This window comes from Mesorhizobium sp. BR1-1-2, assembly GCF_020165435.1.
Lineage (GTDB): Bacteria > Pseudomonadota > Alphaproteobacteria > Rhizobiales > Rhizobiaceae > Mesorhizobium.
Map to the genome: position 1 here is coordinate 44,231 of NZ_JAIUID010000014.1, position 12,026 is coordinate 56,256.

General features: G+C 63.5%; 14 protein-coding genes. 6 read left to right on the top strand and 8 right to left on the bottom strand.

Annotation, left to right across the window (positions count from 1 at the left end):
* Positions 1 to 47: 47 nt before the first annotated feature.
* The 3 genes from LB551_RS24265 (at position 48) to LB551_RS24275 (ending at position 2,292) form a co-directional block, all read left to right on the top strand.
* On the top strand, positions 48 to 917 hold the full coding sequence (locus LB551_RS24265) for an NAD(P)-dependent oxidoreductase (RefSeq protein ID WP_224660662.1): 870 nt from the start codon (positions 48 to 50) through the stop codon (positions 915 to 917).
* 7 nt (positions 918 to 924) lie between these two features.
* A complete protein-coding gene (locus LB551_RS24270) occupies positions 925 to 1,629 on the top strand; it encodes a DNA alkylation repair protein (RefSeq protein WP_224660663.1) in 705 nt (234 codons plus the stop codon).
* Between the two features lie 96 nt (positions 1,630 to 1,725).
* The gene (locus LB551_RS24275) at positions 1,726 to 2,292 is read left to right on the top strand and encodes a DUF3299 domain-containing protein (protein ID WP_224660664.1); all 567 of its coding nucleotides are present in this window, start codon (positions 1,726 to 1,728) and stop codon (positions 2,290 to 2,292) included.
* A gap of 45 nt (positions 2,293 to 2,337) precedes the next feature.
* Here the strand turns inward: LB551_RS24275 and LB551_RS24280 are convergent, their stop codons facing one another.
* The 4 genes from LB551_RS24280 to LB551_RS24295 form a co-directional block, all read right to left on the bottom strand.
* On the bottom strand, positions 2,338 to 2,829 hold the full coding sequence (locus tag LB551_RS24280; RefSeq protein WP_006205209.1) for an Lrp/AsnC family transcriptional regulator: 492 nt from the start codon (positions 2,827 to 2,829) through the stop codon (positions 2,338 to 2,340).
* Between the two features lie 108 nt (positions 2,830 to 2,937).
* The gene (locus LB551_RS24285; protein WP_224660665.1) at positions 2,938 to 3,618 is read right to left on the bottom strand and encodes a uracil-DNA glycosylase family protein; all 681 of its coding nucleotides are present in this window, start codon (positions 3,616 to 3,618) and stop codon (positions 2,938 to 2,940) included.
* On the bottom strand, positions 3,558 to 4,169 hold the full coding sequence (locus tag LB551_RS24290; RefSeq protein ID WP_224660667.1) for a glutathione S-transferase: 612 nt from the start codon (positions 4,167 to 4,169) through the stop codon (positions 3,558 to 3,560). The genes LB551_RS24285 and LB551_RS24290 overlap by 61 nt, the downstream gene beginning before the upstream one ends.
* A gap of 49 nt (positions 4,170 to 4,218) precedes the next feature.
* The gene (locus tag LB551_RS24295) at positions 4,219 to 4,842 is read right to left on the bottom strand and encodes a thermonuclease family protein (RefSeq protein WP_224660668.1); all 624 of its coding nucleotides are present in this window, start codon (positions 4,840 to 4,842) and stop codon (positions 4,219 to 4,221) included.
* A gap of 73 nt (positions 4,843 to 4,915) precedes the next feature.
* On the opposite strand from LB551_RS24295, the gene LB551_RS24300 reads away from it, so the two are divergent.
* Positions 4,916 to 6,436 carry a sensor histidine kinase gene (locus tag LB551_RS24300; protein ID WP_224660669.1) on the top strand — a complete coding sequence of 507 codons (1,521 nt, stop codon included), beginning with the start codon at positions 4,916 to 4,918 and terminating at the stop codon, positions 6,434 to 6,436.
* 37 nt (positions 6,437 to 6,473) lie between these two features.
* Here the strand turns inward: LB551_RS24300 and LB551_RS24305 are convergent, their stop codons facing one another.
* On the bottom strand, positions 6,474 to 7,472 hold the full coding sequence (locus LB551_RS24305; protein ID WP_224660717.1) for a nicotinate-nucleotide--dimethylbenzimidazole phosphoribosyltransferase: 999 nt from the start codon (positions 7,470 to 7,472) through the stop codon (positions 6,474 to 6,476).
* 160 nt (positions 7,473 to 7,632) lie between these two features.
* On the opposite strand from LB551_RS24305, the gene LB551_RS24310 reads away from it, so the two are divergent.
* Together LB551_RS24310 and LB551_RS24315 are read left to right on the top strand one after the other, a co-directional pair.
* Positions 7,633 to 7,866 carry a DUF1289 domain-containing protein gene (locus LB551_RS24310; protein ID WP_140548438.1) on the top strand — a complete coding sequence of 78 codons (234 nt, stop codon included), beginning with the start codon at positions 7,633 to 7,635 and terminating at the stop codon, positions 7,864 to 7,866.
* A gap of 13 nt (positions 7,867 to 7,879) precedes the next feature.
* Positions 7,880 to 8,584, top strand: coding sequence for a TIGR02281 family clan AA aspartic protease (locus tag LB551_RS24315; protein ID WP_224624614.1), 705 nt, complete (start codon positions 7,880 to 7,882; stop codon positions 8,582 to 8,584).
* Between the two features lie 17 nt (positions 8,585 to 8,601).
* Here the strand turns inward: LB551_RS24315 and dusA are convergent, their stop codons facing one another.
* The 3 genes from dusA to LB551_RS24330 all read right to left on the bottom strand — a co-directional run bounded on the left by dusA (position 8,602) and on the right by LB551_RS24330 (position 11,912).
* Positions 8,602 to 9,606, bottom strand: coding sequence for a tRNA dihydrouridine(20/20a) synthase DusA (gene dusA, locus LB551_RS24320; protein ID WP_224660670.1), 1,005 nt, complete (start codon positions 9,604 to 9,606; stop codon positions 8,602 to 8,604).
* A gap of 361 nt (positions 9,607 to 9,967) precedes the next feature.
* Positions 9,968 to 10,372, bottom strand: a complete 405-nt coding sequence (locus LB551_RS24325) for an HlyD family efflux transporter periplasmic adaptor subunit (RefSeq protein ID WP_224660671.1) — start codon at positions 10,370 to 10,372, stop codon at positions 9,968 to 9,970.
* Between the two features lie 139 nt (positions 10,373 to 10,511).
* Entirely contained in the window at positions 10,512 to 11,912 is a 1,401-nt protein-coding gene (locus LB551_RS24330) for an aspartate ammonia-lyase (protein WP_224660673.1), read from the bottom strand.
* Between the last annotated feature and the right edge of the window lie 114 nt (positions 11,913 to 12,026).

A 12,026-nucleotide genomic window follows, 5' to 3' on the forward strand; every position in this document is an offset into this window, starting at 1 on the left:
AGACCTTCCGCAACTGCAATCTCTGCTCCTGTCGGAAGGAACAAGCCATGGCATCGGTGGCATTTCTCGGTCTTGGCGTCATGGGCTACCCCATGGCCGCGCATCTGAAGAACAAGGGTGGCCACGACGTCACCGTCTACAACCGCACCAGCGCAAAGGCGGAGCAATGGGTCGCCCAGCATGGCGGCGCTCTCGCCCTGACGCCGGCGCAGGCTGCCGAAGGCAAGGACTTTGTTTTCTCGTGCGTGGGCAATGACGACGATCTGCGTTCGGTGACGACGGCAAAGGACGGTGCCTTTCAGGCCATGAAAAAGGGCTCCGTCTACATCGACAACACCACGGCATCGGCCGAGGTCGCGAGCGAGTTGGCCGAGGCCGCACAGGAGCGCGGCTTCTCGTTTCTCGATGCGCCGGTCTCCGGCGGCCAGGCCGGCGCCGAAAACGGCGTTCTGACCGTCATGGTCGGCGGCGATCAGGCCGCCTTCGACAAAGCCAGGCCCGTCATCCACGCCTATGCCCGGATGGTCGGGCTTATGGGACCGGCAGGCGCCGGCCAGCTCACCAAGATGATCAACCAGATCTGCATCGCCGGGCTGGTGCAGGGACTGTCCGAAGGCATCCATTTCGGCAAGAAGGCCGGGCTCGACATCGAGAAGGTCATCGATGTGATCTCCAAGGGCGCGGCGGGCTCGTGGCAGATGGAGAACCGGCACAAGACGATGAATTCAGGTAAATACGACTTCGGCTTCGCGGTCGACTGGATGCGCAAGGATTTGGGCATCTGCCTTGATGAAGCCGACCGCAACGGCGCCACGCTGCCCGTGACGGCGCTCGTCGACCAGTTCTACAAGGACGTCCAGGCGATGGGCGGCAGGCGCTGGGACACGTCCTCGCTGCTGGCGCGGCTGGAGAAGTAGAGCGGAGATGTCCCTGCCCGGCCCGAGCTGGAGCGCGGACGAGATCGTCGCTCACCTGCGCTCGATCGGCACGCAGGAAAACCGCGCCGGCATGGCCCGGTTCGGCATAAACACCGCGACGGCGCTTGGTGTAGGCAATTCGGATTTGCGGCCGCTGGCGCGCAAGCTGAAGCGCAATCACGAGCGGGCGCTTGCCCTGTGGGACAGCGGTGTTCGCGAGGCGCGGCTGATGGCGGCGTTCACCGGCGAGCCGAAAAGGATCACGGCCGAGCAGTGCCGCCGCTGGGCCGGCGATTTCGATTCCTGGGAGATCGTCGACAGCGTCTCGGATCTCTTTGCCGAAACGCCGTTCCGGCGTGAGTTGATCGAGGAGTTTGTTGCCGACGAACGCGAGTTCGTGCGCCGCGCCGGCTTTGCCATGGTGGCCTGGAGCGCAGTGCATCTGAAGCAGGAGCCGGACGCGACCTTTCTCGTCTATCTGCGGTTGATCGAGGCGCATGCCGGCGATCCGCGCAATTTCGTCAGGAAGGCGGTCAACTGGGCGCTGCGGCAGATTGGCAAACGCTCGGCGGCACTGCATGCTCCTGCCCTTGCGCTTGCGCAAAAGCTGGCCGGATCATCCGACAAGACAGCGCGCTGGATCGGCCGGGACGCCGTGAAGGAGTTAACGGGTCCAAAGACGCTGGACCGGCTTGTCGAGAGAAGTGCCTGAGATCGTCCGTATGGGGTTCTCGCCGACATGTGATGCGGGCCGAACGTTGACGTTGCTGATGGCAGCGGCTTAATTCGGACCGAAGGGAGCGGCCCAATGAGCAACCATCTCAAAACCGCCGCGCTGGCAGTCGCGATGTTCGGGTCCATCGCCGCCGGCGCCTCGGCCGAGACCGCCCATGTACTCTGGAAGGATCTGCGGCCCGCCAGCCAGGCCGCCGCCGAGGATGCCGGCTTGCCGATGATCGCGGCCAAGATTCCGGACCATGGCGAGACGTTGTCCCTGAAGCTGCAGGACAAGACCATCGAGCTGGCCGGCTACGCCCTGCCAGTCGATCGCGACGGCGACCTTGTCTATCAGTTCCTGCTGGTGCCGTGGACCGGCGCCTGCAGCCACATGCCGACACCGCCACCCAACCAGATCGTCCTGGTTACCCCGGCTCATCCCTACAGGATGTCGCAGGCCTACCAGCCGGTTTCCGTAACCGGCGCGCTGAAACCAGGCATGGAGAAGAGCCAGCTCTTCATCCTGGACGGCGTCTCGGTCATCCAGTCGGGCTACACCGTGCGCAGGGCAAGCGTGACCGGCGTCGACACCGTGCCGGACACAGTCACCCTACCGGTCAACTCGCCTTGGACTTTCCTCAACAAAAAGAAGAACTAAGCAAGGCGAGCTTGCGTGACTTTGCATGCGCAAGGCCCCGCGCGTTCAGGCCGCGTTCGCACCCGATTCCTTGTCCAGCACCATGTAGTCGAGCGGGATCTCGGTCGTGTACTTGATCTGCTCCATGGCGAAGGAGGACGAGACGTCGCGAATCTCGATCTTGGCGATCAGCCGCTTATAGAAGGCATCATAGGCTGCAATGTCGGGCACCACGACACGCAGGAGATAGTCGACATCGCCGCTCATGCGGTAGAACTCGACCACCTCGGGGAATTCCTGGATGACTTCGGAAAAGCGCCGCAGCCATTCATGGCTGTGCGAATTGGTGCGGATCGAGACGAAGACGGTGACCCGCACATTGACCTTTTCATGATCGAGAATGGCGACACGCCGCTTGATGACGCCCTCTTCCTCGAGCTTCTGGATGCGCCGCCAGCAAGGGGTCGTCGACAGTCCCACTTTCTTGGCGACATCTGCGACCGCGAGCGTCGCGTCCTCCTGCAGGAGGCGGAGAATTTTTCGGTCAAGGCGGTCCATCGAATGCTCCTGAAGGAATGGATTGGCCATAATCGGCGTTATTATAGCCTTTCACAAGAAAAAAATTCTGCTGATTGGCGGAAAAGCCGGTGGTTTCTTGCTGAATGTCTAACCGAGGCGATAGCGGATTTCCGACCTGAGGAAAGGCAGCAAATCCATTTCAAACCAGGGATTCCGCTTCAGCCAGCCGGTGTTGCGCCAGGACGGATGCGGCAGCGGCAGCACCTTCTGGCCAGCGGATTCCTCCCAGATGGAGCGCCAGTCCCTCACCGTTTCCGTCAGGGACGGGCGCCGCGCGGCACCCATGTGCCAGGACTGCGCGTAGATGCCGATCGTCAGCACCAGGTCGATCTGTGGCATGAGCCCCATCAACGGCGCGCGCCAGGCCGGCGCGCATTCCCGCCTTGGCGGCAAGTCGCTGCCCTTGGCGTCCTGGCCGGGGAAACAGAAGCCCATCGGCACGATGGCGAACTTCTCGGTGTCGTAGAACTCCTCGCTGGTGACGCCGAGCCAGTCTCTGAGCCGGTCGCCCGAAGCATCGGTGAACGGCATGCCCGACAGATGCACCTTGGATCCCGGCGCCTGGCTGGCAATCAGGATGCGGGCATTCGACGAGGGCCGCAGCACCGGGCGCGGCTCGTGCGGCAGCGGCCGGCCGATCGGATTGTCGACGCAGATGCGGCAGGAGCGAACCGTCGCGGCAAGGCTTTCGAGTTCCGCAGTCATCCTCAGGCCGCGGCACTCGGCCGGCTCGAAATCATCCGATACCAGCGCAACACATTGCTGCACTCGTCCGGCACCTTGATGCGCGCCGGTTTCATGAAATCGATGGCGATCATCCCGGTGATATCGGCGATCGAATAGGCGTCGCCGGCGGCGAATTCGCGGGTTCCCAGCTCGCCGTCGAGAAGTCTCAGGAATTCGATTGCCTTCGGCTTGTTGGCCTCGCCCCATTCGGGAATCTGCGGGATTTCCCATTCCTTCATGGCCGGATGGATATGGCGGAAGGCCTGCGCGACGCAGGTCAGCAGGTTGAATTCCATCCGCCTTTGCCACATCTCGACCTGCGCCTTGCCGAGCGCCCCGCGCCCGAACAGTGCGGGCTCGGGGTTGAGTTCCTCGAAATAGCGGCAGATGGCGACGGACTCGGTGATGACGGTGCCATCGTCAAGCTCCAGCACCGGCAGTCGCCGCAGTGGATTGCGCGAGCTGACCGCCTGTTGCCGGTGTTCCAGCGCGCCCATGTCGACGGACACCAGCGGAACCGCGATTCCCTTCTCGGCCAGGAAAACGCGAACCCGTCTTGGGTTGGGCGCTCGGCCGCCGTCGAAGAGCTTCATTCGATCCTCCAGTTCTTGCCGGTGATGGCAGGGTTCAGCTTCCGCCGGCTTACCAGAAGCGGAAAATCTCTCGCACGGCATCGCCGATGGAGGCGAGCGTGCCATGTTTTCTCTCGACGGACTCGCCATGGTGGCTGTCGCGCCAATCTTGCGGCTGGTCGAACGTACCTGCCCAGATGCCGGCCTTTGCCGCGCGCGCGATCGCTTCCTCGCTCTCGTAATCGCCGAAAGCGACAGCCCAGCCTGCCTCCACCTGTGCGCGGTTGAGATCGGTGTCCCCGGCCTTGCAATCGCCGAGCAGCCGGCCGTACCGGTCGCGCTGCCAGCCGCTGCAGATGACGGGCCTGCCGGCGATCAGGCGCACCAGAGATTGGCGCGCAAGCGTGCCACAGGAATAGTCGGCGCCTTTCTTGCGGCAGATCTGGGTGTATTCCGGCGCGTCGATGCCGCGCATGCGGATGCGTTCGGCGCCGAGCGTGATCGAGTCGCCATCATTGATGATGGCGACGCCCTGTGTCTTTCGCGTCTCCACGCGATCGAGGCGCGCCGCAAGCACGATGAGCAACCCCAGAACGATGACCGTCAGCCCATAGTCCAGCAACTTGCGCCATGGGCTTCGCGGGCGCGGCGCAGCGTACCGCTGGCGCGGTCCTTGCGACCAGGAACGGCTCATATGGCAAACGGTTGGTTAATCATTCGAACGTAGCTTAACACCTCGAAATGCCGCCCGCATAATTGAAGTCTTCATGCCTTTGCAACGCTCGAACACAGCGGACAAATTCATTGTGGACCGCAGGAAACGCCATCGCAACAGCGATGTCGCGCGCGCGGTGCGCAAGACGCGCGACCGTCTTTCGCAACAGGCCGGCAATCCGGATTTCGATCGCGAATTGCTGAAACTCCATGCGCGCGCGATGACCAGCGGAGCCATTGCCATTCCGCTGGTCGTCCTGGCGATCGCCGCGCTTGGCCGGCTGGCCGGCATCGGCAATGAGATCATTCTCTGGGCGCTGTTCACCCTGACCTGCTACACGATCGTGGCTTTCATTGCGCGCCGCGTCGAACGCGCGGAAGCGTCCGAGCTTAACCCCTTGCAAACACAGAGGGAATTCCTGTTCGGACATTTCCTGTGCGGCCTCGGCTGGGGCTGGTTCGTCTGGCTCGGCTGCGACGTGTGCCAGGTCGACCAGTTCCAGGTGGTCAAGGCGGTGGTGCTGCTGTTCGCGATGGCGGCAACCGCCGTCATGGCGTCGTCGCTGAGCGGCGCCCTTTTGGCGACCTTCGCCATTCCGGTGGCGATTTACGCCTATACCGGAATCCGCCTGTGGATGCCGGTCGAGGCGATCATGGCCGGGCTGCTTGTCGTGTCGATACCCTTCTTCGTTTATGTGGCGCGACACCTCAACCGCTCGTCGCTGATGCTCCTGTCGTTCCGGTCCGAAACCGACGCGTTGGTCGCGGAGGTTGAGACGGCGAAGGCGATGTCGGACGAGGCGCGGCGGCGCGCGGAAGATGCCAATCTGGCGAAATCGCGCTTTCTTGCCTCGATGAGCCATGAATTACGCACGCCGCTCAATGCCATTCTCGGTTTTTCCGAAGTGATGTCGAACGAAGTGCTGGGGCCGATGAGCAATCCCACTTATCGCGACTATGCCCATGACGTGCACGAATCCGGCCAGCATCTTCTCGACCTCATCAACGAGATCCTCGACCTGTCGCGCATCGAGGCCGGCCGCTACCAGCTCAATGAAGAGCCGGTGATGCTGCTCGGCATTGTCGAGGATTGCTGCCACATGATGGAGTTGAAGGCGCGCAACAAGGATATCCGCGTCATTCAGGATTTCGAACATGCCTTGCCGCGCCTGTTCGCCGACGAGCGCGCGGTGCGCCAGATCACCCTCAACCTGCTGTCCAACGCGATCAAGTTTACCGCCACCGGCGGCGAAATCCGCGTGCGCGTCGGCTGGACGGCCGGTGGCGGACAATACATCTCGGTCAAGGACAATGGCCCCGGCATACCGGAAGACGAGATCCCGGTAGTGCTTTCGGCCTTCGGCCAGGGTTCGATCGCCATCAAGAGCGCCGAACAGGGCACCGGACTTGGTCTGCCGATCGTGCAGGGCCTGCTCGCCATGCATGGCGGCGAGTTCCAACTTCATTCCAAGCTGCGCGAAGGCACAGAGGCGATCGCCATCTTCCCGCTGAGCCGGGTGATGGAGGAACTGCCGGCCCTGCCGACCGCTGCGGTCGCGGCGCGTCGGCGTTGACGCGCCTCATGCGTGGAATGAGCGACGAATGCTCGGCCTAGTCGCGAACGGCCGCGGCCATGCCCGAACTGGTCAGTGCCGCTGCCTTGATTAGGCCTGCGGCAAGTGCCGCGCCTACTCCCTCGCCGTGGCCGACGCCGAGGTCAAGCAAGGGGCGAAGGCCAAGGCGCTCGGCGGCCTGCGCATGCGCGGGCTCCGGCGACAGGCCGGCGAGCAGGCAATGATCCAGCGCCGCAGGGTTTGCGGCATGCAGCACTGCCGCCGCGGCCGTTGCCGCAATTCCGTCGAGCAGCACAGGGATCCTCTGCGTCCTTGCCGCAAGGATGGCGCCGGCTATCGCCGCGAACTCGCGGCCGCCGAGCCGGCGCAGCACCTCCAACGGCTCATCGAGATGGCCGGCGTGGAAAGCCAGCGCCGCATCGACCACCTCCGCCTTGCGCGCCTGCATCGCCGCATCGGCGCCGGAGCCCGCGCCGACCCAATCGGCTCCCTTGCCGCCCAAGAGGGCCGCGAACAGGGCCGCGGCGACGGTGGAATTGCCGACGCCCAGATCGCCGAGGCAAAGCAGGTCGGCACCGCCGGCGATCGCCTCCATGCCGAAGGCCATGGTCGCGGCACAGCCCCGCTCGTCGAGTGCGGCATCCTGCGTGATGTCGGCTGTCGGAATATGCAAGGCGAGATCGAAGACCTTCAACCCGAGGTCGTTGGCGACGCAGACCTGGTTGATCGCTGCACCGCCGGCCGCACACAGTTCGACGGCGTTGGCGGTCGCCGCCACGGCCCTCGGCGAGACGCCGTGCCTGACAACACCATGGTTGCCGGCAAAGACGGCGACCAGAGGCCGCGTCACCGCCGGCGGCGCACGGCCGCTCCATGCCGCCAGCCAGCCAGCGATATCCTCGATGCGACCAAGCGAGTTCCTTGGCTTGTCCGCCTTGGCGAACAGCGTTCGCACACGGGCCTCCGCTGCCGTGTCGGCCGCCGGCAGATTGGCCAGCAGATCACGGAAATCATCGAAAGGCTGTGCTCTGGTCATGTCGTGGAAATCGTCCTTGCAGATCGCAGCGGCATAGCCGCCCTCGTGCGCCGGCACAACCTCCCACTCTTGATGTAAAAGCGGCCGCGGGCGACGCATTCCCGAGGGCTTGCAAAGGCCATGTCGTTGCACCATGTGGAAGTCAGCCAAGGAAACATCCATGACGGCCATCGAATCCCCATGCATTCTGGTCTGTTCGATCGATATGAAGACCGGTTTCTGTTTTGGGTGCGGCCGCACCCGGGACGAGATCGGCGCCTGGATCGACATGACGGCGCAGGCGCGCCGCGACGTCATGGCCCAACTGCCGGCGAGGCTGGAGACGATCGAGCGCCGGCCGCGCCGCGAAACCCGCCGCACCCGCATGGCGCGCGAACGCGACGCGCTCTCGTGAACGGATCGCCGACATGAACCGCCTGTTCTGGATCCTGATGCTCCTCATCGGCGTCGGCGCGGTGCTGCTGATGTTCAACGATTCCGCCGGCAATACGCTCGGCGTCGAAAACGATGATTTCGGCCGGTTGATCTGGCTGGGCGCCTTCGGCGCGCTCATCGGCGCCGGCCTTCTAAGATCGGGCCGCCCGCTCAGCGCCATGGCGCGCAATCTCGGCGCATGGGCGGCCATCGCGCTCGCGCTGATCGCCGGCTATCAATATCGCTACGAATTGCAGGACTTCGCCAGCCGGGTAACCGCCGGGCTCGTTCCCGGCAGCCCGCTGGCGCTGGGCTTTGAGAACGGCCATGCCACCGTGACGCTCGACAAGGCCGACAATGGCCATTTCGAGGCGCGCATCCTGATCAACGGCGCGCCGGTGCGCACGGTTGTCGATACCGGGGCGACCAGCACCGTGTTGACCTCGCAGGACGCCCAGGCAGCCGGTATCAATCCCGCCGCTCTCGATTTCACCATACCGGTCTCGACCGCCAACGGCACGGCGCGCGCCGCCGCGGTGAAAACCAACGAACTGGCGATCGGCGGCATCGTGCGCAAGAACATGCCGGTGATGGTCGCGGCGCCCGGTATGCTTGGCCAGAGCCTGCTCGGCATGAACTTCATCAGTTCGCTGTCCGGCTTCGACGTGCGCGGCGACCGGATGACCCTCCGGGATTGACGTTCGGCAAAAGCGGTTCAGGCGGCCTTGTCGACCGCCGCGCTGAGGTCGACCGCAGCGAACGCCGTCTTCAGCACCTGCGGCCCAGCGCCGGGGCGCGTTGCATCCGTGGAGAGGATCTGGCGGTAGCGGCGCGCACCGGGCAATCCATGGAACAACCCGACCATATGGCGGGTAACGTGGCCGAGCCGCCCGCCCTGTTCGATATGGCGTGCGGCGTAGCCGGCCATGACATCGATCAGCGCGGCGAAATCGAAGGGACCGGCCCGCTCTCCATAAAACATCGAATCGATGCCGGTCAGAATACCTGGAGTATGATAAGCGGCGCGGCCGAGCATGGCGCCGTCGAGGTAATGGAGATGCGTCCGCGCCTCTTCAAGCGATTGAATACCGCCATTGATGCCGATGAATTCGCTCGATTTTCTCGCCTTTAGCCGATAGACGCGGCCATAGTCGAGCGGCGGGATGTCGCGGTTTTCCTTGGGGCTCAGCCCTTCCAGCCATGCCTTGCGCGCATGCACCCAAAGGGCGTAGGCGCCGGCCGCAAAAACGCCGTCTGCAAGCGCATCCAGCGCCGGCTCGGGATCCTGCTCGTCGACGGCGATGCGGCATTTGACGGTTACCGGGATGGCCACGGCCGCCTTCATCGCCGCGACGCAGTCCGCGACGAGGTCAGGCGCCTTCATCAGGCAGGCGCCGAACGTACCGGACTGGACGCGGTCCGACGGGCAGCCGACATTGAGGTTGATCTCGTCATAGCCGAAAGCCTCGCCAATGCGCGCCGCCTCGGCCAGCTTCCCCGGACCGGAGCCGCCGAGCTGCAGCGCGACGGGATGTTCCGCATCATCAAAACCAAGCAGGCGTTCGCGCGCGCCCTGGATGACCGCGTCCGCCACCACCATCTCGGTGTAGAGCAACGCACGGCGCGTCAGCTGGCGATGGAAGAACCGGCAATGGCGGTCCGTCCAGTCCATCATGGGGGCCACGGCCACTCTATGATCTTGATTTATTTTCTTTAACATCAAATTCTTAGCTCCCAGCGAGCCAATCCGAATTTACGCCAGAATACGACCCTTTTCGCCACGTTTCGATCTCTCAGTGCACACGGAGCGCACACGAAAAAATGGCCACCTAACAAACTCTCGTCCGGTTCCTGGCGCGTCCAAGTCTGTCGCAAAGATCGCTACGTCAGCGAGACCTTCCTGCGCCGAGACGACGCACGGCGCTGGGCAACGGACGCCGAGCGTCAAGTTGATCGCGGCGAGACCCCGACCAGGTCCCGTACAGCGCGCCTGAAAACCTTCGGCGAACTCATCGACCTCCATATCGACGACATGTACGATGTAGGCAAGTCCCCTCGCCGCTCCAAGGCCGCTGCCCTCGCTATGCTCCATCCATCATCTTCATCAATGGGTCGAGCAGGAATTCCAGCACCCGTTGATTGCCCGTCTTGACCTCTGCCGTCACACGGATCGACGCCTCACTAAGCGCAATGCGTACCGGGAAGACCAACGGCCCGGCGCTGCCGCGCGGTCTCTTCCTTGGCCGCTTGAGACTGCTGCGGCGAGCCAGCGGGATTGCGTCATTGGAGACCGTTAGCACTTTGCCGCTCAGGGTGCCATAGCGTGTGAAAGGCTCAAGGTTCACACGCACCTCCTGCCCCTCGCCGACAAAACCCTTGTCGCGGTTGAGCAGCATCGCCTCGATATCGAGCTTCGTGCCATCGGGCACGATCACCATCAGCTTCTGCCCGGTCTGCACCACCTCACCCAGCGTGTTGACCTCCATCTGCTGGACTCGCCGGTGACCGGTGATTTCAGCCGGCTGGCGCGTTCGAACAGTCCGAAGAACGGCGCTATTGCGGCCGCTTCAATCCACGAGCTTACCGCTAGATCACGCAGCAGGATGGCAAGTGCCGAGTGGGGCTTCATGCGACGTCCTCGTGATAGGCAGTGCTCTTGTGCAGCACGTCCAGTACCTCGTCGCGGGTCACCAAGCCCACCTCTACAGCCAGATCGATAAACGGCCGCTGCTCCATCACCGACGCGTGCACAAGCTTCGAAGCCGTTGTGTAGCCGAGCTTCGGAACGAAAACGGTCGCAATGGCCGCCGAGCACATCAGGTTCTTCAGTGATTGGTCGCGGTCGACTTCGATACCGGAGATACAGCGATCCGCGAAGATACGGGTCGATTTCGCGAGAAGTTCGATGGAGTCGAATAGGCGCGAAGCAATGACAGGCTCAAAATGATTGATCTCGAGTTGCCCCTGGAGCGACGCCAGCGACACCGCCGCGTCGTTGCCCACCACGGCGAACGCGACCTGCTGCATCATCATGGGAAGGACCGGATTGATCTTGCCGGGCATGATGGAGGAGCCGGGCTGCACTGAAGGCAGCCGCAACTCCGCCACGCCGCTGTTAAGGCCTGACGACAGGATGATTAGATCCGAGGCGATTTTCCCGATGACCTCGGCGCAGATCCTCATCTCCGATGAGACGCGCGCGAAGCCGTCGGCGTTCTGCATGGCGTCGAACATGTTCTCGCCCGGGCGCACGTCGGCCCCGACGAGTTCGCGCAAGTGGCGGTAGACCGCTTTGCGGTAGCCGGGCGCCGAGCCGAGGCCGGTGCCGATCGCTGTTCCGCCGAGCGGCAGGGTCAGCATCTCGTCCCGCGCCGCCGTGATTTTGGCCATGAGCCTTCGGATCGCAGCCGCGTAGCCACCGAACGCCTGGCCCAGGCGCATGGGTTGGGCCGGCTGCATGCAAGTCCTGCCGAGTCTCAGCACATCCTCAAAAGCTCTGGCGCGATCCTCCAGCGCCTCTGCAAGACGCGTCAAGGCGTCTATCAGCGTCTGGGACTTTTCATAAACTGCGAGCTTCACGGCCGCCGGCACAACGTCATTGGTCGATTGACCGATGTTGACGTGATCGTTCGGATGCACTCGGTCGTATTGGCCGGGTTGATCGCCCAACAGTTGCAGCGCCCGGTTTGCAATCACTTCGTTGACGTTCATGTTAATGGATGTGCCGCCCGATCCCTCAAGCAAGTCGACGATGAATTGATCGGCGTGCTGGCCGCTCTCGACTTCGATCGACGCTGCGATGATCGCATCAGCGACATCAGGCCGCAGCACGCCGATGTCGCGGTTGGCAGCCGCCGCGGCGTGCTTGATGCGTGCGAGCGCGTTTAGCAACTCGGGGGCGTCGCCGAGCTTACGGAAGGAGATGTCGAAATTGTCCTGCGCGCGCAGGGTGGCCACGCCGTAAAGCGCCCCGGCAGGCAGCTGTCGGGGACCAAGGCTATCGGTGTCGATGCGGGTGGCAGGCATTCTGCGTCCAGTTGAACAATGCAAACTCTCCGCCGGTTTGACGGAAGTCCGAGGATCAAAGGGTTCCACTAATTTGCCTATTCCGGTCTGCTGTCATGCTTGCTCGTTGCAAGC